At 54.1% G+C, this 21,506-nt stretch carries 20 protein-coding genes; 4 read left to right on the forward strand and 16 right to left on the reverse strand.

Going from position 1 to position 21,506, the window contains the following annotated elements; genetic code table 11:
• Window positions 1–193: 193 nt before the first annotated feature.
• The 14 genes from glmU to asnC form a co-directional block, all read right to left on the reverse strand.
• Window positions 194–1,564, reverse strand: coding sequence for a bifunctional UDP-N-acetylglucosamine diphosphorylase/glucosamine-1-phosphate N-acetyltransferase GlmU (glmU, locus tag ADJ24_RS06900; RefSeq protein ID WP_023309791.1), 1,371 nt, complete (start codon window positions 1,562–1,564; stop codon window positions 194–196).
• 138 nt (window positions 1,565–1,702) lie between these two features.
• A complete protein-coding gene (locus tag ADJ24_RS06905; protein ID WP_006177560.1) occupies window positions 1,703–2,122 on the reverse strand; it encodes a F0F1 ATP synthase subunit epsilon in 420 nt (139 codons plus the stop codon).
• Between the two features lie 20 nt (window positions 2,123–2,142).
• Entirely contained in the window at window positions 2,143–3,525 is a 1,383-nt protein-coding gene (atpD, locus tag ADJ24_RS06910; RefSeq protein ID WP_003862362.1) for a F0F1 ATP synthase subunit beta, read from the reverse strand.
• A 31-nt stretch (window positions 3,526–3,556) separates the two neighbouring features.
• Entirely contained in the window at window positions 3,557–4,420 is an 864-nt protein-coding gene (gene atpG / locus ADJ24_RS06915; protein ID WP_008500191.1) for a F0F1 ATP synthase subunit gamma, read from the reverse strand.
• A 51-nt stretch (window positions 4,421–4,471) separates the two neighbouring features.
• Window positions 4,472–6,013 (reverse strand): F0F1 ATP synthase subunit alpha, encoded by a 1,542-nt coding sequence (atpA, locus tag ADJ24_RS06920; RefSeq protein ID WP_006808751.1) that lies wholly within the window; start codon window positions 6,011–6,013, stop codon window positions 4,472–4,474.
• A 12-nt stretch (window positions 6,014–6,025) separates the two neighbouring features.
• Window positions 6,026–6,559, reverse strand: a complete 534-nt coding sequence (gene atpH / locus ADJ24_RS06925) for a F0F1 ATP synthase subunit delta (RefSeq protein WP_023309790.1) — start codon at window positions 6,557–6,559, stop codon at window positions 6,026–6,028.
• Window positions 6,560–6,573: 14 nt separating this feature from the next.
• Window positions 6,574–7,044, reverse strand: a complete 471-nt coding sequence (gene atpF, locus ADJ24_RS06930; protein WP_014072436.1) for a F0F1 ATP synthase subunit B — start codon at window positions 7,042–7,044, stop codon at window positions 6,574–6,576.
• A 48-nt stretch (window positions 7,045–7,092) separates the two neighbouring features.
• Window positions 7,093–7,332 (reverse strand): F0F1 ATP synthase subunit C, encoded by a 240-nt coding sequence (gene atpE, locus ADJ24_RS06935; protein WP_000429386.1) that lies wholly within the window; start codon window positions 7,330–7,332, stop codon window positions 7,093–7,095.
• Between the two features lie 49 nt (window positions 7,333–7,381).
• Window positions 7,382–8,197, reverse strand: coding sequence for a F0F1 ATP synthase subunit A (atpB, locus tag ADJ24_RS06940; RefSeq protein WP_023309789.1), 816 nt, complete (start codon window positions 8,195–8,197; stop codon window positions 7,382–7,384).
• An 8-nt stretch (window positions 8,198–8,205) separates the two neighbouring features.
• The gene (gene atpI, locus ADJ24_RS06945; protein ID WP_023309788.1) at window positions 8,206–8,586 is read right to left on the reverse strand and encodes a F0F1 ATP synthase subunit I; all 381 of its coding nucleotides are present in this window, start codon (window positions 8,584–8,586) and stop codon (window positions 8,206–8,208) included.
• A gap of 616 nt (window positions 8,587–9,202) precedes the next feature.
• The gene (gene rsmG, locus ADJ24_RS06950; protein ID WP_023309787.1) at window positions 9,203–9,826 is read right to left on the reverse strand and encodes a 16S rRNA (guanine(527)-N(7))-methyltransferase RsmG; all 624 of its coding nucleotides are present in this window, start codon (window positions 9,824–9,826) and stop codon (window positions 9,203–9,205) included.
• Window positions 9,827–9,933: 107 nt separating this feature from the next.
• Entirely contained in the window at window positions 9,934–11,823 is a 1,890-nt protein-coding gene (gene mnmG, locus ADJ24_RS06955) for a tRNA uridine-5-carboxymethylaminomethyl(34) synthesis enzyme MnmG (protein WP_014072433.1), read from the reverse strand.
• A gap of 374 nt (window positions 11,824–12,197) precedes the next feature.
• A complete protein-coding gene (gene mioC / locus ADJ24_RS06960) occupies window positions 12,198–12,647 on the reverse strand; it encodes an FMN-binding protein MioC (RefSeq protein ID WP_023309786.1) in 450 nt (149 codons plus the stop codon).
• 90 nt (window positions 12,648–12,737) lie between these two features.
• On the reverse strand, window positions 12,738–13,196 hold the full coding sequence (gene asnC / locus ADJ24_RS06965) for a transcriptional regulator AsnC (RefSeq protein ID WP_023333916.1): 459 nt from the start codon (window positions 13,194–13,196) through the stop codon (window positions 12,738–12,740).
• Between the two features lie 151 nt (window positions 13,197–13,347).
• On the opposite strand from asnC, the gene asnA reads away from it, so the two are divergent.
• Window positions 13,348–14,340: an aspartate--ammonia ligase gene (gene asnA / locus ADJ24_RS06970; protein ID WP_023309784.1), complete on the forward strand. Its 993-nt coding sequence runs from the start codon at window positions 13,348–13,350 to the stop codon at window positions 14,338–14,340.
• On the opposite strand, the gene viaA is transcribed toward asnA, so the two are convergent.
• Window positions 14,341–15,792 (reverse strand): ATPase RavA stimulator ViaA, encoded by a 1,452-nt coding sequence (viaA, locus tag ADJ24_RS06975; protein ID WP_023309783.1) that lies wholly within the window; start codon window positions 15,790–15,792, stop codon window positions 14,341–14,343.
• Window positions 15,786–17,282, reverse strand: a complete 1,497-nt coding sequence (ravA, locus tag ADJ24_RS06980) for an ATPase RavA (protein WP_023309782.1) — start codon at window positions 17,280–17,282, stop codon at window positions 15,786–15,788. Before ravA ends, viaA begins: the two co-directional genes overlap by 7 nt.
• A 222-nt stretch (window positions 17,283–17,504) precedes the next feature.
• On the opposite strand from ravA, the gene kup reads away from it, so the two are divergent.
• From kup to rbsA, 3 genes are all read left to right on the forward strand, one after another.
• Complete coding sequence (kup, locus tag ADJ24_RS06985) at window positions 17,505–19,373, forward strand: low affinity potassium transporter Kup (protein ID WP_048702292.1); 1,869 nt, start codon at window positions 17,505–17,507, stop codon at window positions 19,371–19,373.
• A 197-nt stretch (window positions 19,374–19,570) separates the two neighbouring features.
• Window positions 19,571–19,990: a D-ribose pyranase gene (rbsD, locus tag ADJ24_RS06990; RefSeq protein ID WP_023309780.1), complete on the forward strand. Its 420-nt coding sequence runs from the start codon at window positions 19,571–19,573 to the stop codon at window positions 19,988–19,990.
• 7 nt (window positions 19,991–19,997) lie between these two features.
• Entirely contained in the window at window positions 19,998–21,503 is a 1,506-nt protein-coding gene (gene rbsA, locus ADJ24_RS06995) for a ribose ABC transporter ATP-binding protein RbsA (protein WP_023309779.1), read from the forward strand.
• Window positions 21,504–21,506 lie beyond the last annotated feature (3 nt).

Below are 21,506 nucleotides of genomic sequence, written 5' to 3' on the forward strand. Positions count from 1 at the left end.
TGCGTTGTCGCTGACCTGTATTTTCCCTTTCCGGGCGCCCCGAGCCTTGTAGAGAGTGGGGTTATTTTTATGGGTACTGCTTATGGGGGGAAATATATATTTATCTCCTCTCCCGGGTTTGCCTGATGACGGCTACGCCTATCAGGCCTACTCAATCGTAGGGCGGGTAAGCGTAGCGCCACCCGCCTTGTTGTTACTTTTTCTTCTCCGGGCGTTTCCAGCCCTGCTTGCTGACCTGCGGAACGCGGCTTAACACCAGCTCGTTCTCGGCAACATCGCGCGTAACGGTTGTTCCCGCGGCAATGGTCACCCCGTTACCCACGGTAACAGGCGCCACCAGCTGCGTATCGGAGCCAACAAACACGTCGTCACCGATGATGGTTTTAAACTTATTCGCGCCGTCATAGTTACAGGTAATAGTCCCTGCACCAATATTCACGTTATTGCCAATTTCCGCGTCGCCCAGATAGGTCAGATGACCGGCTTTCGAGCCTTTACCCAGACGCGCTTTTTTCATCTCCACGAAGTTACCCACGTGAGCGCCTTCCAGCAGCTCAGCGCCCGGGCGCAGACGCGCAAACGGGCCGATGGTGCATGCCGTATCCAGACGGGCATCTTCCACCACGCTGTACGGGCTAATTTCGCAGTCGTCACCGATGACGCTGTTTTTAATCACGCAGCCGGCGCCAATTTTGACGCGATTGCCCAGCGTGACGTGACCTTCGAGGATAACGTTCGTATCAATTTCAACGTCACGACCGTGAGATAACGAACCACGCAGATCGAAACGCGCCGGATCGCGCAGCATCACGCCCGCCAGCAGCAGTTTTTCGGCCTGCTCGGACTGATAAATACGCTCAAGACGGGAGAGCTGCAGGCGGTTGTTCACGCCGTCCGTTTCGCTGATGCGCGCCGGATGAACGGCGGCAATTTCACGCCCTTCCTGGTACGCCATCGCAATGATGTCGGTGATGTAGTATTCACCCTGCGCGTTGTTGTTGTCGAGTCTGGACAGCCAGCGCTTCATATCCGCGCCGTTGGCAATCAGGATACCGGTGTTGATCTCCTGAATCTGGCGCTGTTCGTCGCTGGCATCTTTGTGCTCAACAATACCCGTGACGTTGCCGTTTTCACGGGTGATGCGGCCATAACCGCTTGGATCGTCCAGCACGACGGTCAACAAACCGATGCCGCCCTGCGGTTTGGCTTCACGCAGGCGAGTCAGAGTTTCAACGGAGATCAGCGGGACATCGCCGTAGAGCATCAAAATGTCTTCGTCATCTGCAAAGAAAGGCGCAGCCTGCTGCATCGCATGGCCTGTGCCCAGCTGTTCGGCCTGAAGCACCCAGTTGAGCTTGTCATCGCTCAGCGTCTTTTTAAGCAGATCGCCGCCGTGGCCGTAGACCAGGTGGACCTGACTGGCACCCAGCTCGTTCGCTGCATCAATGACATGCTGCACCATTGGCTTTCCTGCAAGCGTGTGGAGCACCTTAGGCAGATCGGAATACATGCGGGTCCCTTTGCCAGCGGCAAGGATCACCACGCTCATCGCACTGTTTGACATACGCATCCTGACGGTAGTTTGAGTGTGAAGTAAAAACGTTTGATGCTTAAAATTCTACATCTTTTTCATCATGAATTAAGGCCGAAAAAAAAAGCCAGCCTGGTATCCAGACTGGCTTTTGTGCTTTTCAAGCCGGTGTTACATCGCTTTTTTGGTCAACTCGATAACGCGCAGTTTCGCGATCGCTTTGGCCAGCTCCGCAGACGCCTGAGCGTAATCCACGTCACCATGAGAGCTGCTAATGTGCTCTTCAGCCTTACGCTTCGATTCCAGGGCTCGCGCTTCGTCGAGATCCTGTCCACGGATAGCGGTATCGGCCAGAACGGTCACACTGCCAGGCTGCACTTCAAGAATGCCGCCGGACAGATAGATAAACTCTTCGTGACCGAACTGTTTAACGATGCGGATCATACCAGGCTTAATGGCGGTGAGCAGCGGTGCGTGACCCGGGAAAATACCCAGTTCACCTTCACTACCCGTTACCTGGATTTTCTCGACCAGACCAGAGAACATTTGTTGCTCTGCGCTGACGACGTCCAGGTGGTAAGTCATTGCCATATCACCCTCCGATTAAGGCGTTAAAGTTTTTTGGCTTTTTCCACGGCTTCTTCGATGGAACCAACCATGTAGAACGCCTGCTCTGGCAGGTGGTCGTATTCGCCTTCCATAATGCCTTTAAAGCCACGGATGGTGTCTTTCAGGGAAACGTATTTACCCGGAGAACCGGTGAATACTTCCGCAACGAAGAACGGCTGGGACAGGAAGCGCTGGATCTTACGCGCACGTGCTACCACCAGTTTGTCTTCTTCAGACAGTTCATCCATACCCAGGATGGCGATGATGTCTTTCAGTTCCTGGTAACGCTGCAGCAGGGACTGTACGCCACGCGCGGTGTCGTAGTGTTCCTGACCCACAACCAGTGGATCCAGCTGACGGCTGGTGGAGTCCAGCGGGTCAACGGCCGGGTAGATACCCAAAGACGCGATCTGACGGCTCAGTACCACGGTTGCATCTAAGTGAGCAAAGGTGGTTGCTGGAGATGGGTCAGTCAAGTCATCCGCAGGTACGTATACCGCCTGAACGGAGGTGATAGAACCGGTTTTGGTAGAGGTGATACGTTCCTGAAGAACACCCATCTCTTCCGCCAGCGTAGGCTGATAACCTACCGCTGAAGGCATACGACCCAGCAGTGCAGATACTTCCGTACCGGCCAGGGTGTAACGATAGATGTTATCAACGAACAGCAGAACGTCACGGCCTTCGTCACGGAACTTCTCAGCCATCGTCAGACCGGTCAGCGCAACGCGCAGACGGTTTCCTGGTGGCTCGTTCATCTGGCCGTAAACCAGGGATACTTTGTCCAGAACGTTGGAGTCGGTCATTTCGTGGTAGAAGTCGTTACCCTCACGAGTACGTTCACCTACGCCCGCAAACACGGAGTAACCGGAGTGCTCGATCGCGATGTTACGGATCAGCTCCATCATGTTTACGGTTTTACCAACACCTGCACCACCGAACAGACCGACTTTACCGCCCTTCGCGAACGGACACATCAGGTCGATAACTTTGATACCGGTTTCCAGCAGTTCCTGAGAGCTGGACAGCTCTTCGTAGGAAGGTGCTGCGCGGTGGATAGCCCAACGCTCTTCTTCACCGATGTCGCCTTTCATGTCGATTGGCTGACCCAATACGTTCATGATACGACCCAGTGTTGCTTTACCTACCGGGACTTCAATCGGGTGCTCAAGGTCTTTGACTTCCAGACCACGACGCAGACCGTCGGAAGAACCCATCGCGATGGTACGCACGATACCGCCGCCGAGCTGCTGCTGAACTTCCAGCACCAGGCTCTCGTTACCATTCTGTACCTCAAGCGCGTCGTACACGCGTGGTACGGCGTCCTGAGGGAACTCGACGTCCACCACGGCGCCGATTACCTGGACAATCTTTCCAGTAGCCATCTTGAATCCTCTACGTAATTCGTAAACCTGGTTAAACCGCGGCGGCCCCCGAGACGATCTCGGTGAGTTCCTGAGTAATGCTGGCCTGACGAGCTTTGTTGTAAACCAACTGCAGCTCTTTAATCAGGCTGCCGCCATTATCGGTCGCGGCTTTCATCGCCACCATTCGTGCGGCCTGCTCGCTGGCCAGGTTTTCTACAACGCCCTGATAAACCTGAGATTCAACGTAACGACGCAGCAGGGTATCCAGCAGCGGTTTCGGATCGGGTTCATACAGGTAATCCCAGGCTTTTTGCTTCAGCTCGTCATCTTCTGATGCCGGTAACGGCAGCATCTGAGTGAGCGTTGGAACCTGAGACATGGTGTTAATGAATTTGTTGCTGACAACGTACAGTCTGTCCAGACGGCCTTCATCATAGGCCTGCAACATCACTTTAACCGGGCCGATCAGTTCGGACAGGGACGGGTTATCACCCATACCAGTCACCTGAGCGACAATGTTGCCACCAACGGAGTTAAAGAAAGAGACGCCTTTAGAGCCGATCATTGCGATATCGCACTGAACGCCTTTTTCAGACCATGCTTTCATATCCGCCAGCAGTTTTTTGAACAGGTTAATGTTCAAGCCGCCACACAGACCACGGTCGGTCGACACCACCAGGTAGCCCACGCGCTTAACGTCGCGTTCTTCCAGGTAAGGGTGCTTATATTCCAGATTACCGTTTGCAAGGTGACCAATCACTTTGCGCATGGTTTCTGCATAAGGACGGCTGGCCGCCATGCGATCCTGCGATTTACGCATTTTGGAAGCGGCGACCATCTCCATCGCTTTAGTGATCTTTTGCGTGTTCTGGACGCTTGCGATCTTACTACGTATCTCTTTTGCGCCGGCCATGAGCTTCTCCTCAATGCCAGGCGGCTTGTCCTGAGACAAGCCGCCGGACGATTACCAGGATTGGGTTGCTTTGAAGGAATCGAGGATAGCTTTCAGCTTGCCTTCGATTTCGTCGTTATAGCCACCGGTCTGGTTGATCTCTTGCATCAGCGGAGCGTGATCACGGTCGACGTAAGCCAGCAGAGCGGCTTCGAAGCTACCGATTTTCGCCAGTTCCACATCTTCGAGGTAACCGCGTTCAGCCGCGAACAGTACCAGGCCCTGCTGAGCAACAGACATTGGTGCGTACTGTTTCTGCTTCAGCAGCTCGGTCACTTTCTGACCGTGGCTCAGCTGTTTACGGGTTGCTTCGTCCAGATCGGATGCGAACTGAGAGAACGCAGCCAGTTCACGATACTGTGCCAGCGCGGTACGGATACCACCGGACAGTTTCTTGATGATCTTGGTCTGAGCAGCACCACCAACACGGGATACGGAGATACCCGGGTTAACCGCCGGACGAATACCGGAGTTAAACAGGTTGGTTTCCAGGAAGATCTGACCATCGGTAATGGAGATTACGTTGGTCGGAACGAACGCAGAAACGTCACCCGCCTGGGTTTCAATGATCGGCAGAGCGGTCAGAGAGCCCGTTTTACCCTTCACTTCACCTTTGGTGAAGTTCTCGACGTATTCCGCGTTAACGCGGGAAGCACGCTCCAGCAGACGAGAGTGGAGGTAGAATACGTCGCCAGGGAACGCTTCACGTCCAGGTGGACGACGGAGCAGCAGGGAAACCTGACGATAAGCAACAGCCTGTTTAGACAGGTCATCGTATACGATCAGCGCATCTTCACCGCGGTCACGGAAGTATTCGCCCATTGCGCAACCGGCGTATGGTGCCAGGTATTGCAGTGCAGCAGATTCAGACGCGGTTGCTACCACAACGATGGTGTTAGACAGTGCGCCGTGCTCTTCCAGTTTACGAACCACGTTAGAAATGGTGGACGCTTTCTGGCCGATAGCCACGTACACACATTTGATGCCGGAGTCACGCTGGTTGATGATGGCGTCGATAGCCATCGCGGTTTTACCGGTCTGACGGTCACCGATGATCAGTTCACGCTGACCACGACCGATTGGGATCATAGCATCAACGGACTTATAACCTGTCTGAACAGGCTGATCTACGGACTGACGGTCGATAACGCCTGGTGCGATAACTTCGATTGGGGAGAAGCCATCGTGCTCAACCGGACCTTTACCGTCGATTGGCGCACCCAGGGTGTTAACAACGCGACCCAGCAGGCCACGGCCAACCGGCACTTCCAGAATACGGCCAGTACACTTAACCTTCATGCCTTCGGCGAGGTCAGCGTATGGACCCATCACAACTGCACCTACGGAGTCGCGCTCCAGGTTCAGTGCGATAGCGTAACGGTTACCCGGCAGGGAAATCATCTCACCCTGCATACAATCGGCCAGGCCGTGGATGCGGATAACACCGTCACTTACAGAAACAATAGTACCTTCGTTGTGAGCTTCACTCACAACACTGAACTGAGCAATGCGCTGCTTGATCAGTTCGCTGATTTCGGTGGAATTCAGTTGCATGCTCCAGTCCCCTTAAGACTGCAAGACGTCTGCAAGGCGTTCAAGACGGCCGCGTACGCTGCCATCAATGACCATATCACCCGAACGGATGATTACGCCTGCCATTACAGACTTATCGATTTTGCAATTCAGCTTAACTTTGCGTGACAGACGTTTTTCCATCGCGGCGGTGATTTTCGCAAGCTGTTCATTACTCAGTTCAGTCGCAGAAGTCACTTCGACTTCAGCGGTTGCTTCACTAAGGGCACGTAAGTGCTCAAACTGCTCGAGAACATCCGGGAGCACACGGAGACGACCATTTTCTGCCATCACCTTAATCAGGTTCTGGCCGTTGGCATCCAGTTGCTCTCCGCACACGGCGATAAACGACGCGGCGAGAGTTTCAGGTGCTAACGCACCGGAAAGCAACTCAGCCATTTGTTCGTTTTTCGTCACCTCAGCGGCAAACGCCAGCATATCCTGCCAGCGATCGACATTTTGGTGTTCGACAGCAAAGTCAAAAGCTGCTTTGGCGTAGGGGCGAGCTACCGTAACAAATTCAGACATCAGCCCCTCCCTCCTTACAGTTCAGCGACAAGTTTGTCCACGATGTCGCTGTTAGCAGCTTCATCCACGGAACGTTCGATGATCTTCTCGGCGCCAGCAACAGCCAGAATCGCAACCTGCTTACGCAGTTCTTCACGAGCACGTTTACGCTCAGCATCAATTTCTGCCTGAGCTTGTGTCACGATCTTAGTACGTTCCTGTTCTGCTTCAGCTTTGGCTTCGTCCAGGATCTGAGAACGGCGTTTGTTAGCCTGTTCAATGATTACCTGAGCTTCAGCTTTCGCTTTTTTCAGCTGGTCTGTCGCGTTGGCCTGTGCAAGGTCCAAATCTTTCTTAGCGCGTTCTGCAGAAGCCAGACCGTCAGCAATTTCTTTCTGACGTTTTTCGATGGCAGCCATTAAAGGCGGCCATACATACTTCATGCAGAACCAGACAAAGAGAATAAACGCGATGGCCTGGCCGAGGATTGTTGCGTTCATGTTCACAGCACAATACCTCTTTAATTTCTGTGGCTTAGGGTTTTAAAACTACTACTACGCGACAGCAAACATCACGTACAGACCCAGACCTACAGCGATCATTGGGATAGCATCCACCAGACCCATAACGATAAAGAACTGAGTACGCAGCAGAGGAATCAGATCAGGTTGACGCGCTGCGCCTTCCAGGAATTTGCCCCCGAGGATGCCGATACCGATCGCAGCACCGATAGCCGCCAGACCCATCATCACAGCGGCAGCCATGTACAGCAGATCCATATTCAGGTTTTCCATGACAGTCTCCAGTTTGTTTCAATTAAAACGTAGTAGTGTTGGTAAAAAATCAGTGCTCTTCAGACGCCATCGACAGATAGACGATCGTCAGAACCATGAAGATAAAGGCTTGCAGCGTAATGATCAGGATGTGGAAAATGGCCCATGGCACATTCAGAATCCACTGTGACCACCACGGCAGAAGACCCGCGATCAGAATGAAAATCAGCTCACCCGCATACATGTTGCCGAACAGTCGCAGACCCAGTGAAACAGGTTTGGACAGCAGGCTAACGCCTTCCAGGATCAGGTTGACCGGAATAAACGCCCAGTGGTTGAACGGCTGCAAGGTAAGCTCTTTCACAAAGCCGCTTACGCCTTTCATTTTGATGCTGTAGAAAAGAATCAGGATAAACACGCCCAGCGCCATCGACAGGGTGATGTTCACGTCCGCAGACGGTACAACACGCAGCGCAGGCAGGCCGAAGATATGCTCGCCGATAAACGGCAGCAGATCGATTGGCAGCAGGTCCATCAGGTTCATCAGGAAGACCCAAACGAACACGGTCAGGGCCAGCGGAGCAATCAGCTTGCTCTTACCATGGTACATGTCTTTGACGCTGCCATGGACGAAGCCGATGATCATTTCGATGAAGGTCTGGAATTTCCCTGGTACACCGCTGGTCGCTCGTTTAGCAACACCGCGGAACATGGCCAGGAACAGAAGACCCAAAACCACCGAGAAGAACATGGAGTCGATGTTGATCGTCCAGAAGGTGGCCGGGGGGTTATGTGGATCCACCAGCGAGAATGTACGCAGGTCCAGCTGAAGGTTATTCAGATGGTGACCTATGTAATCCTGCGGCGTCATATTTTCTGAAGCCATGATGCCTTTTACCCTTTGTTATTGATTACAGCTGGAGCCAGAACTTGTACCACCAGCACCAAAACCCACGTTACTATCAGCGGCATGAAGACCACTTTCAAAACCGCCAGCGCCATCACCAGTAGAGCAAAGGTCAGCAACACCTTACACACTTCGCCGAGGGCGAAGGACCAGGCCACGCGGCCTTTGGCGGGTGTATGCGCCTGATGACGCCAGGCAAAAATCATAAACAACACGTTTGGCAGCACAACCGCCAAACCCCCGCACACGGCGGAGATGCCCCAGAAGGGGTCTTTGAGGCTAAACAGCAGTCCACTTGCTATCACAGCCAGAAACTGAATGAACAGAAGCTTACGAGCAACGTTTCTACTCAAGAGCGACACAGACATCACGTTTTTACTCCTGCTCCCTTCGAGGTATGCCGCGTGTCGTATAAAACGTCCTTTAAGGCTCAGAGTCAAGCATCAAAAAGCGGTCAAATTATACGGTGCGCACCCGTGATTTCAAACATTAAGTAGCGAAAAGGTGAATAAATGTTTAAATATTTTTCCCCACCGCTATTTTTTAACTTTCGCTGAAAGCGTCAACCTTCGACCAAAACTGCAAACAGCGCGAAAACGTTGGCGATAAAGCGTGCACGAGATCACAAAACACACATTTGCGATAAGGTTGTATTTATCAAAGGCGCAAATCGCATAAATTTATCTTTATGAAATTAAAAGCAAAACGTCGTAACTATTTTCAAAACAGCCCAGTACACAATAAAAACGTTTTATTGACATTCTTAATAAACAATTAACATTGCGTTCTGGTTACTACCTCCCACTTTTAGCAGACTTATATTTTCACAGATGACTATCTTCTCGGTGAATAAAAGTGGCCAGGTTAACCAGAAGAAAAACCTTAGTGAAAAAGAGGTTAAAAGCTCACCGGTAAATCCCCGGTAGTTGTGCTGTTTTTTAACATGCGAAGAACAGCACAAATTCCACATTTTTTATTAATTTTTTAAAAATTGTTTGGCTTAATTATCACCAGATGACGCTCCCCATCGAGCTGAGGAATGTGTAATTTCTCGATGGATTCAACAGCAAAACCGTCCGGGAGCTGTTCAATCTCATCGCCTGGCAACTGCCCTTTCAGCGCATAAAAGCGGCCATTCTCTGCCGGCAAGTGCTTACACCAGCTCACCATATCATTGAGCGAAGCAAACGCGCGGCTGATAACACCGTCAAACGGCGGCTCTGCCGGGAACTCCTCTACCCTGCTCTGCACGGGCGTGATGTTTTCAAGCTTCAGCTCATGCTGTACCTGACGTAAAAAGCGCACGCGCTTGCCAAGGCTGTCCAGCAGCGTGAAGTGGCTCTCAGGGCGAACAATCGACAGCGGAACGCCCGGTAAACCAGGTCCCGTACCCACGTCGATAAAACGCTCACCTTTCAGCCACGGGGCAACCACGATGCTATCGAGAATATGGCGTACCAGCATCTCGTTGGGGTCACGTACTGAAGTCAGGTTGTACGCTTTGTTCCATTTGTTCAGCATATCGACATAGGCCACCAGCTGATTTTTCTGGTGATCGGTGAGCGAAATACCTGCCTGATCCAGCAGACGAGAGAGTTTGTTGAGCACGGTGAATACCTGTTGGAAAACTTAGGTGGCGGGTGGCGCTTCGCTTACCCGCCCTACGGGTTCATCAGGCCCGGTAAGCGCAGCGCCACCGGGCAATGTTCTGGGCATTACGCGCTGCGGCGCAGCATGCCCTGCTTTTTCAGCCAGACCAGCAGGATCGAAATCGCTGCAGGCGTGACGCCGGAGATACGGGATGCCTGGCCGATCGATACCGGTTTGTGATCGTTCAGCTTGGCGATCACTTCGTTGGAAAGGCCCGTCACCTGGCGGTAGTCCAGCATTTCCGGCAGCAGCGTGTTTTCGTTACGCTGCTGTTTTTCGATCTCATCCTGCTGACGCGCGATGTAACCTTCGTACTTCACCTGGATCTCAACCTGCTCTGCCGCTTCAGCGTCTTCCAGCCCCGGCGCGAAGGCGGTCAGTTTGACCAGGTTCTCGTAGGTGACTTCAGGACGGCGCAGCAGATCTTCCCCGCTGGCTTCACGCGACAGCGGCGCGGTTAAGTGAGCGTTTACTTCGGCAGCGGTTTCCGCCTGCGGATTCACCCAGGTGGTTTTCAGGCGCTGACGTTCCTGTTCAATGCGCTCCAGCTTTTCGTTGAAGCGCGCCCAGCGTTCGTCATCGACCAGACCCAGCTCGCGGCCCATTTCGGTCAGACGCAGGTCGGCGTTATCTTCACGAAGCATCAGGCGATATTCAGCGCGAGAGGTAAACATACGATACGGCTCTTTGGTACCCAGCGTGCAGAGATCGTCAACCAACACGCCCAGATACGCCTGAGAACGGCCTGGTGCCCAGCCCTCTTTCTCAGCGGAGAAGCGCGCGGCGTTCAAACCGGCAAGCAGGCCCTGCGCAGCCGCTTCTTCGTAGCCGGTAGTGCCGTTAATCTGCCCCGCGAAGAACAGACCGTGGATGAATTTGCTTTCCAGGGTTGGCTTCAGGTCGCGCGGATCGAAGAAATCGTACTCAATAGCGTAGCCGGGACGAACGATTTTCGCATTCTCCATCCCCTGCATTGAGCGAACAATTTGCATCTGTACATCGAACGGCAGACTGGTGGAGATGCCGTTCGGATAAATTTCATTTGAGGTCAGCCCTTCCGGCTCCAGGAAGATCTGGTGCTGGTTACGATCGGCGAAGCGCATCACTTTGTCTTCGATCGACGGACAGTAGCGTGGGCCGATCCCTTCGATCACGCCGGCATACATGGGGCTGCGATCGAGGTTATTGCGGATCACGTCATGGGTTTTCTCGTTGGTATGCGTGATGTAGCACGGTACCTGCTGCGGATGCTGAGCCGCATTGCCCATGAACGAGAACACCGGCATCGGATTATCACCGTGCTGTTGCGCCAGCACGCTGAAATCAATGGTGCGCGCATCAATACGCGGCGGCGTACCGGTTTTCAGGCGGCTGACGCGCAGCGGCAGTTCACGCAGACGGCGAGACAGGGGAATAGACGGCGGATCGCCGGCACGGCCACCGCTGTAGTTATCCAGACCGATATGAATTTTACCGTCCAGGAATGTGCCCACGGTCAGCACCACGGCTTTCGCACGGAATTTGAGACCCATCTGGGTCACGGCACCTACGACGCGATCGTTCTCAACGATAAGATCTTCAACCGCCTGCTGGAAGATCATCAGGTTCGGCTGGTTCTCCAGGGCAGTACGCACAGCCTGACGGTAAAGTACACGGTCTGCCTGAGCTCGGGTCGCACGCACGGCGGGACCTTTACTCGCGTTTAGTATCCTAAACTGGATGCCAGCATGATCGATCGCTTTCGCCATCAGGCCGCCAAGTGCATCCACTTCTTTTACCAGGTGTCCTTTCCCAATGCCGCCAATCGCCGGATTACAGGACATTTGTCCCAGCGTGTCGATATTGTGTGTCAAAAGCAGGGTCTGCTGACCCATACGCGCTGCGGCCATTGCGGCCTCAGTGCCTGCATGACCCCCGCCAATGATGATGACGTCAAAAGGATCCTGATAAAACATGGTGGTCTGCCTCGCGTAAAGCGGTATGAAAATGGATTGAAGCCCGGGCCGTGGATTCTACTCAACTTTAGTCTTTCGAGAAAGCATTGGGATCCTGGGCTATTAAAAAGAAGATCTTTTTATTTAGAGATCTGTTCTATTGTGATCTCTTATTAGGATCGCGAACCTGTGTGGATAAGTCCGATCTCACAAAGAAGATCATGCAGTTAGAAAGGATCGTTTGCTGTGAATGATCGGTGATCCTGGACAGTATAAGCTGGGATCAGATCGCGACTTTATGCACAGGTCAAAAACGATACAACAGTTGTTCTTTGGATAACTACGGGTTAATACGAGCTTTTAACCAGAGTTATCCACATCTGTTCGCGCGATCTTTAATCGTTTTTGAGTAAATTTTTCCATTCCGCGAGCCAGATCTCGGCTGGATCCTCCGGAATGTCATGATCGAGGATGTTGATCTTGAGCGTTTCACCCAGCTGTTTTGCTCCACAAGAGGTTACAGCGGCTTCAACTTTCTCTATTGCCCCGCAAAAGGTGTCATATTCACGACTGCCGATCCCCACCGCGCCAAAACGGACGTTTGACAGGTCGGGCTGCTGTTCCAGCAGTTCGTCATATAAAGGTTGCAGGTTATCCGGCAGATCGCCCGCGCCGTGCGTGGAGGTGATCAGCAGCCAGACCCCGTCAGTCGGGAGATCTTCAAGCAACGGACCGTGCAGGGTTTCCGTGGAAAAGCCCGCATCTTCCAGCTTTTCAGCCAGGTGTTCCGCTACGTATTCCGCACCACCAAGGGTGCTGCCGCTGATAAGGGTAATGTCCGCCATTGATCGCTCGCCCAGATAAAGAGACGGTCATTGTACGCTGTGAACGAGCTGGGATCTACCTGTGGAAAATGTGGGAATGAATTTGCCCGATCACGGGCGGATGGTACGCATGATCGGGTTTTGCAGGGAGATCAGCGTCTCGGTGGACTGAATTTCATCGATTGTTTGGATCTTGTTGATAAGTACCTGCTGGAGGGCGTCGATGGATCGGCACATGACTTTAATAAAGATGCTGTAATGCCCGGTGGTGTAATACGCCTCGGTGACTTCATCCAGCGCGTTCAGCTTCGCCAGGGCGGAAGGGTAATCTTTGGCGCTTTTAAGAATGATGCCGATGAAGCAGCAGACGTCGTAACCAAGATGCTTAGGACTGACGTCAATGCGTGCGCCGGTAATGATCCCCGCCTGCTTCATCTTCTCTACGCGGACGTGAATGGTTCCCGGGCTGACGCCAAACTGTTTTGCCAGCTCGGCGTAGGCGGTACGGGCATTGGCCATTAACGCCTCCAGAATGCCTCGGTCGAGATTGTCGATCTGATAATTTTCCATAGCTTTTTCTTATGAAGATTAATGAATCACTCTATTCTAGCGTTTAAATTTATCGAATCAAAAGTGAAGGTGGCTTTTTTTTGATGAGTTATTGAATCTGATGCCATTTCTGTTGCTTAATCAATATCAACAGGACGCAGGAGTATAAATAATGAAAACCGCTTACATCGCAAAACAACGCCAGATCAGTTTCGTAAAATCCCATTTTTCCCGCCAGCTGGAAGAGAAGCTTGGCCTTATTGAAGTTCAGGCGCCGATTCTGAGCCGCGTGGGTGACGGGACGCAGGATAACCTCTCTGGATGCGAAAAAGCGGTACAGGTAAAAGTGAAAACGCTGCCAGACGCTCAGTTCGAAGTGGTTCATTCCCTGGCGAAGTGGAAGCGTCAAACTCTGGGACAACACGACTTCAGCGCGGGCGAAGGGCTCTACACGCACATGAAAGCCCTTCGTCCCGATGAAGACCGCCTTTCTCCGATTCATTCCGTTTACGTTGACCAGTGGGACTGGGAGCGCGTAATGGGTGATGGTGAACGCCACGTCGGTACGCTGAAATCCACCGTTGAGGCGATCTACGCCGGGATCAAAGCAACCGAAGCGGCCGTGAGCAAAGAGTTTGGTCTGGCACCGTTCCTGCCGGATACGATCCACTTTGTCCACAGCCAGGAGCTGCTGAGCCGCTTCCCGGATCTCGATGCTAAAGGTCGCGAGCGTGCGATCGCTAAAGAATTAGGTGCAGTATTCCTGATCGGTATCGGCGGCAAACTGTCTGATGGCAAACGCCACGACGTTCGCGCACCGGATTATGATGACTGGAGTACGGCGGGTGAGGGCGAATTTGCCGGGCTGAACGGCGATATTCTGGTGTGGAACCCGGTACTGGAAGACGCATTCGAGATTTCATCTATGGGGATCCGCGTGGATGCCGACGCGCTGAAGCGCCAGCTGGCGGTCACCGGTGATGAAGATCGTCTCAAACTCGAGTGGCACCAGGCGCTGCTGCGCGGTGAAATGCCTCAGACGATCGGCGGCGGTATCGGCCAGTCCCGTTTAACCATGCTGCTGCTGCAAGTACCCCATATCGGTCAGGTTCAGTGTGGCGTCTGGCCGCAGCAGGTACGTGAAAGCGTCGGTTCTCTTCTGTAATTAACGCTGCCAGCGTCTGAGCAGGCGGCTACGCAGCCCGGTATCAAAGCGCCAGATATGATCGAAGATGCGCATGATGCCGGGTTTTCCATGGGCTGACATCGCCACCGCGTGAAAACGGTGCTGGTGCACCCGCTGTAATTCCTTCACCTTATTCACCACGTCATCCGGCAGCCGCTGGGCAATAAAATCGGAAATCACCACCGCGTCAGCGTCGTACCAGTCGCCGCCCTGCATACGCTCCACAATACTGCGGAAGCAGCTGGCCAGATCCGTGCCGCCGCGAAAGCGCTGGCTCAGAAAGCGGATTGCCTGCTCGATCCCCTGCTGGTTCGTCAGCTCATAGCCCACCACCTCGCTGGAGAAGAGCATGATGAAGCAGCGACGGCGATCGGCGAGCGCCACGCGCATCAGTGCCAGACAGAAGGCCTTCGCGCACTGCTCGTTAAACCCGCCCATCGAACCGGACGTATCCACGCAAACAATGAATGGCCCGCGCGGCTGTTCATCAAAATCCTGATGGACGACCGGCCGTTGGCTGACTTTCTCGCGCCAGGCTTCACCGTGCAGTCGGTAGGTGAGAAGCTGTTTTTCAACCAGCCGACGATAAAACTCATACTCCAGCTCGGTCATCCCCAGCGTGCTTAGCTCGGTCGGCAGCAGGCGTAAGATGTCGTCGCTCTGCTGGAGCCCGTCGACCTGCTCAGGCACGGTAGCCGGTTCGCGCACCAGGGTGCGGAAGGTTTCCATCGGGGCATCTTTCTTTGGGACCGATTTTGCCTCCCTTGAGCGACCCAGCTGTTCTGCAAGCTTCATCAGCTCGGGCTGCCGCGCCAGAAAATCGCCGTATTTGACTATAAGCTGATAATCCCCGCGCCGGAGCTGACCGGCGCTCATATCCCAGAGACGCCCTGCGGCGTTTTCATTCTCCACAAGCACCTGTTCTAGCTGGCCGCTCAGCGTCATACGTTCCTGAACTTCGCTGAGCAGCTGTTCACGCTCTTCATCCAGCAGCTGCTGGTTCAGCGTTGTGGCCTGAACCACCAGGCTGAGGCGCCAGCGCTGTAAGAAGAGGGTATGCAGTGCGGGTGTAAAGGTGGCGTTATCCGTGACCAGCGCCCGGGCCTGGCTGGCAAACGGAGAGTGGACGTTATCGAGCAACGTCAGGGTTTGCGGGAGCTGGACGATAAACTGCGACGTGGAGAGCCGCTGGCACTGCTGATAGCAGGCCACCTCTTCCGTTAACTCAGGCGGAACTTCGGTCTCCCTGAACCGCTGACGCAAATTTTCCCGCCAGCGGGGCAGATCGTCCGTCATCGCCTTTTTTAGCTTCGGAAATTTTTCAAAAAACGCCGCCAGCTGCGGCGACGCCAGAAGGGTAATGACCACTTCTTCGATCAACCCCTCCTCGCTGACGGCCAGCATGACGTTAAGCGTATCGAGCGTTAGCATTGACGCGCCTGTTTGATCTGCGCGCTGACGTCCTGCAGGCTGGCTTCGATGCGACCTAACCAGTCGCTATGAATAAAGAGGCATTTTTGCTGCTCGCTAAAGCGGGTGTGCTGCTGATGCCATTCGGTATCCAGCGCTTCCAGCTGCTGCTTGATCTCTTCCGGCACGCTATCCGAAGCGGTTCCCGGCAGCGCAAGACGCGATCCCTGGAGGCTGACGTCACGGATCACCAGGTGCTGGCTGCTGTCCACTTCCATATTCAGCGGCTGCGCGAAACCAATGCCGTTGAGTTTTCCTCGGATCTCTCCGCCCTTATCCAGCCACTGCGCCAGCGCCTCGCGCTCAATCGTAATGTGCACCACCTGCATATCATGCAGTTTAAGCGGCTGCTGAAGCAGCAGCGTTAGCGTTGCGCCGGTCAGATCTGCGGGAAGCTCGTAGTGCGGTTTGCGGGCGAACATGCCCCCAAGGCGATTCACTTTCAGCGCGGTTTTATCACTTTGCTGCTGCTGGAGCTGGATGCGCCGCTGGGCAATCGCCCCCAGCTGGTTGAGCATTGCCTGCTGTCCCCAGGCGTGTCCGGTCATCAAAACGTCAAGCTGCTGCTGCATCAGATTCATGCCTTCTGCATCGTGCCAGAGGCAATCTTTCAGCAGGATCAGATCGATTGGCGCAACGGCATCACGGCCGCTGAACAGGGCGCTCGCCTGCAGCAGGCGGATCGCTTTTTTCCACCGGCGATCGGAGACATAGGGCGCTGAAGGGATGAGATCAAGCTGCTGGCGCAGCAGATAGATCAGCTCGAAGACGGCGTCAGGCAGTTTGATTTTGCCGATATCCTGCTGCCACTGGTGATACTCCTCATCCGTCACCTGTAGCGAAGCGGATACCGGGTTTTCACTTTCATCCTGCTGGCTGACCAGCATGGAGCGGAAGTTGGACTTATCCTGCACTTTGTCCAGCCACAGACGGATAAGCATACGGTCATACAGCGCTTCCAGACTGCTGTCGGCTTCAGGCAGTTCGTTAGAGGCGGCCACCAGCAGGCGCATCGGGATTTTCTCTTCACTGGCGCCGTTACGGAATCGACGTTCATTTATCGCCGTGAGGAGGGTGTTAAGAATAGCCGGCCCCGCTTTCCAGATCTCATCGAGAAAAACAATCTCAGCCTCCGGAAGATACCCTTCTGTCAGGCGCTGATAGCGCCCCTCATCTTTCAATGCCTGAATGGAGAGCGGACCAAAAACTTCTTCTGGGGTGGAAAACCGGGTCATGAGATATTCGAAGGCGCGGGCATTCTGAAAAGCAAATTTTAGCCTGCGGGCAATCAGGCTTTTGGCAATGCCCGGCGGTCCCAGCAAAAACACGCTCTCACCGCTCAGCGCCGCCAGTAAGCAGAGGCGGATGGCGTGGCTACGCTCGAAAAGGCCTTTCTCCAGCGCGCTGCTGAGGCGGGAAATTCTTTCTGCTAATAAATGTGAGTGAGCCATAATAGTTTTGCATCCTTTCGCCGTCGTGGCGGCCAATTGAAGCGAGTATAGACGTTTCAGTCAGGGCTGGTAATAGACTGAAGTGCGGCGCAATTTTCTTTGCGCTACATTAATGCGGTTGCATTTAGGGGTACGATTTTGCAATGAATCGTGCATACTGTGCGCTTTTTGTGGGCCAAGGGACCGGGAACACATTTGTTATTTAAACGAAAAGACTAGTCTATGAGCACTGATAATAAGCAATCATTACCCGCAATAACGCTTGCGGCGATCGGGGTTGTCTACGGTGATATCGGCACCAGCCCGCTTTATACGCTTCGTGAATGTCTGTCCGGCCAGTTTGGTTTTGGTGTTGAACGCGATGCCGTGTTTGGCTTCCTGTCCCTCATTTTCTGGCTGCTGATCCTGATGGTTTCCGTTAAATATCTCTCCTTCGTTATGCGTGCTGATAACGCAGGTGAAGGTGGGATCCTGACCCTGATGTCTCTTGCCGGACGTAATACCTCGGCCAGGATGACCTCTGTGCTGGTCATTATCGGCCTGATTGGCGGCAGTTTCTTCTACGGGGAAGTGGTGATAACGCCAGCTATCTCGGTGCTGTCGGCGATTGAGGGGCTGGAGATTATCGCTCCGCAGCTTGATTCATGGGTGGTTCCGCTGGCCATTATTGTCCTGACGCTGCTGTTCATGATCCAGAAGCACGGTACAGGGCTGGTGGGCAAACTGTTCGCGCCGATTATGCTGGCCTGGTTCCTGATCCTGGCGGCGCTTGGTTTACGCAGCATTATCGCGAATCCGGAAGTGCTGCATGCGCTGAACCCTTACTGGGCGGTGCATTTCTTCCTCGAATACAAAGTGGTTTCCTTCGTGGCGCTGGGGGCCGTCGTGCTCTCCATCACCGGTGTGGAAGCGCTGTATGCTGACATGGGCCACTTCGGGAAACTGCCTATCCGCGTGGCATGGTTTATTGTGGTGCTGCCGTCGCTGGTGCTGAACTACTTCGGTCAGGGCGCGCTGTTGCTTAAAAACCCGGAAGCGATCAAGAACCCGTTCTTCCTGCTGGCGCCCGACTGGGCGCTGGTGCCGATGCTTATCCTGGCGACGCTGGCGACCGTCATTGCCTCCCAGGCGGTGATTTCCGGCGTGTTTTCTTTGACGCGTCAGGCCGTGCGTCTGGGGTATCTCTCGCCAATGCGCATCATCCATACCTCTGAGATGGAGTCGGGCCAAATCTACATCCCGTTCGTTAACTGGCTCCTCTATTTCGCTGTTGTTATTGTTATCGTCAGCTTCGAGCACTCCAGTAACCTGGCTGCAGCGTACGGTATTGCGGTAACCGGTACGATGGTGCTGACATCGCTTCTCTCCACCACGGTGGCGTACCGAAACTGGCACTGGAATAAATTCCTCGTGGCGATGATTCTGGTGGGCTTCCTGTGCATCGACGTGCCGCTGTTCTCTGCGAACCTCGACAAGATTGTCTCCGGTGGCTGGCTGCCGCTGACGCTGGGTCTGGTGATGTTCATTGTCATGACCACCTGGAAAAGCGAGCGTTTCCGCCTGCTGCGCCGCATGCATGAGCACGGTAACTCCCTGGAGGCGATGATCGCTTCGCTGGAGAAATCCCCGCCGGTCCGCGTGCCGGGCACGGCGGTGTATATGTCTCGCGCGCTGAACGTCATACCGTTCGCGCTGATGCATAACCTCAAGCACAACAAAGTGCTTCACGAGCGGGTGATCCTGCTGACGCTGCGCACCGAAGATGCGCCTTACGTTCACAACGTGCGTCGCGTGCAGATTGAGCAACTGTCTCCGACCTTCTGGCGCGTGGTGGCAAGCTACGGCTGGCGCGAAACGCCAAACGTGGAAGAGGTGTTCCACCGCTGCGGCCTGGAAGGTCTGAGCTGCCGGATGATGGAGACGTCGTTCTTTATGTCGCACGAGTCGCTGATCATCGGCAAGCGTCCGTGGTATCTGCGCCTGCGCGGAAAGCTGTACCTCATCCTGCAGCGTAACGCCCTGCGCGCGCCTGACCAGTTTGAGATCCCGCCTAACCGCGTGATTGAGCTGGGAACGCAGGTCGAGATCTAATCCCTTCTGAAAATGCCGGGTGGCGCTTCGCTTACCCGGCCTACCAAACCCCTCGCCAACCCACAATAATTGTCTCTGCATTTCACTTAGCGAAACGTTTCGACGTCGATCACAAATCTGTTACGTCATGATGGTTTTCTGAACATTCTTGAGATTAAACTGACGTCAGCGAAACGTTTCGCTAGTGGAGCAAGAAAATGAAGAAAGGCACGGTACTCAACTCAGAAATCTCATCGGTTATTTCCCGTCTTGGGCATACCGATACGCTGGTGGTTTGCGATGCAGGCTTACCGGTTCCACGCAGCACAACCCGTATCGATATGGCGTTAACGCAGGGTGTACCCTCGTTTATGCAGGTACTGGATGTGGTGACCGCGGAGATGCAGGTTGAGGCAGCCATTCTCGCGGCGGAAATTAAACAACATAATCCGCAACTCCACGAAACGTTGCTCAGCCATATTGAGCAACTGCAACAACACCAGGGAAACACCATAGAAATTCGTTACACGACGCACGAACTGTTCAAACAACAAACCGCAGACAGTCAGGCGGTGATTCGCAGCGGGGAGTGTTCCCCGTATGCGAATATCATTCTCTGTGCTGGCGTCACCTTCTGAGGCCATCATGGACGCATTACTGCAACTCAAAGGGATCGATAAGTCGTTCCCGGGCGTAAAAGCCCTCTCCGGCGCGGCGCTGAACGTCTACCCCGGGCGCGTGATGGCGCTGGTGGGCGAAAACGGTGCCGGCAAATCCACCATGATGAAAGTGCTGACCGGTATCTATCAACGCGATGCCGGTTCACTCGTCTGGCTGGGGAAAGAGACCACCTTCAATGGCCCAAAATCCTCTCAGGAAGCGGGCATCGGTATTATTCACCAGGAGCTGAACCTGATCCCGCAGCTCACCATTGCGGAAAACATCTTCCTCGGCCGCGAGTTTGTTAACCGGTTCGGCAAAATCGACTGGAAAACCATGTATGCCGAAGCGGACAAGCTGCTGGCGAAGCTGAACCTGCGCTTTAAGAGCGACCGACTGGTAGGCGATCTGTCCATTGGCGATCAGCAGATGGTGGAAATTGCGAAGGTGCTGAGCTTTGAGTCGAAGGTCATCATTATGGATGAACCCACCGACGCTCTGACCGACACCGAAACCGAATCCTTGTTCCGCGTGATCCGCGAGCTGAAATCGCAGGGGCGCGGGATTGTCTATATCTCTCACCGCATGAAAGAGATCTTCGAAATCTGCGATGACGTCACCGTCTTCCGCGACGGGCAGTTTATTGCCGAGCGCGAAGTCGCCACGCTGACCGAAGATACGCTCATCGAAATGATGGTGGGACGCAAGCTCGAAGATCAGTATCCGCATCTGGAGAAAGCGCCGGGTGAGATCCGCCTGAAGGTGGACAACCTCTGCGGTCCGGGTGTGAACGACGTGACCTTTACCCTGCGCCAGGGCGAGATCCTGGGCGTGGCGGGCCTGATGGGGGCCGGGCGTACCGAGCTGATGAAAGTGTTGTACGGCGCACTGCCGCGCACCAGCGGTTATGTCACCCTCGACGGTCATGAAGTGGTCACCCGCTCTCCGCAGGATGGCCTGGCGAACGGCATCGTTTATATCTCCGAAGACCGCAAACGCGACGGCCTGGTGCTGGGGATGTCGGTTAAAGAGAACATGTCCCTGACCGCGCTGCGCTATTTCAGCCATAGCGGCGGTAGCCTGAAGCATAAAGATGAGCAGCAGGCGGTGAGCGATTTTATCCGCCTCTTTAACGTCAAAACCCCGTCGATGGAGCAGGCGATTGGCCTGTTGTCCGGCGGTAATCAGCAAAAAGTGGCGATTGCGCGCGGGCTGATGACGCGCCCGAAAGTGTTGATCCTCGACGAGCCAACCCGCGGCGTGGACGTGGGCGCGAAGAAAGAGATCTATCAGCTGATTAACCAGTTCAAGGCCGACGGTCTGAGCATCATTCTGGTCTCTTCCGAGATGCCAGAAGTATTAGGCATGAGCGATCGCATTATCGTCATGCATGAAGGGCATCTCGGCGGTGAATTCACTCGCGAGCAGGCCACCCAGGAAGTTCTGATGGCTGCCGCTGTGGGCAAGCTTAATCGCGTGAATCAGGAGTAAGAA

Origin of the sequence: Enterobacter sp. 940_PEND (genome assembly GCF_001059415.1) — a bacterium.
GTDB classification, from domain to species: domain Bacteria; phylum Pseudomonadota; class Gammaproteobacteria; order Enterobacterales; family Enterobacteriaceae; genus Enterobacter; species Enterobacter cloacae_M.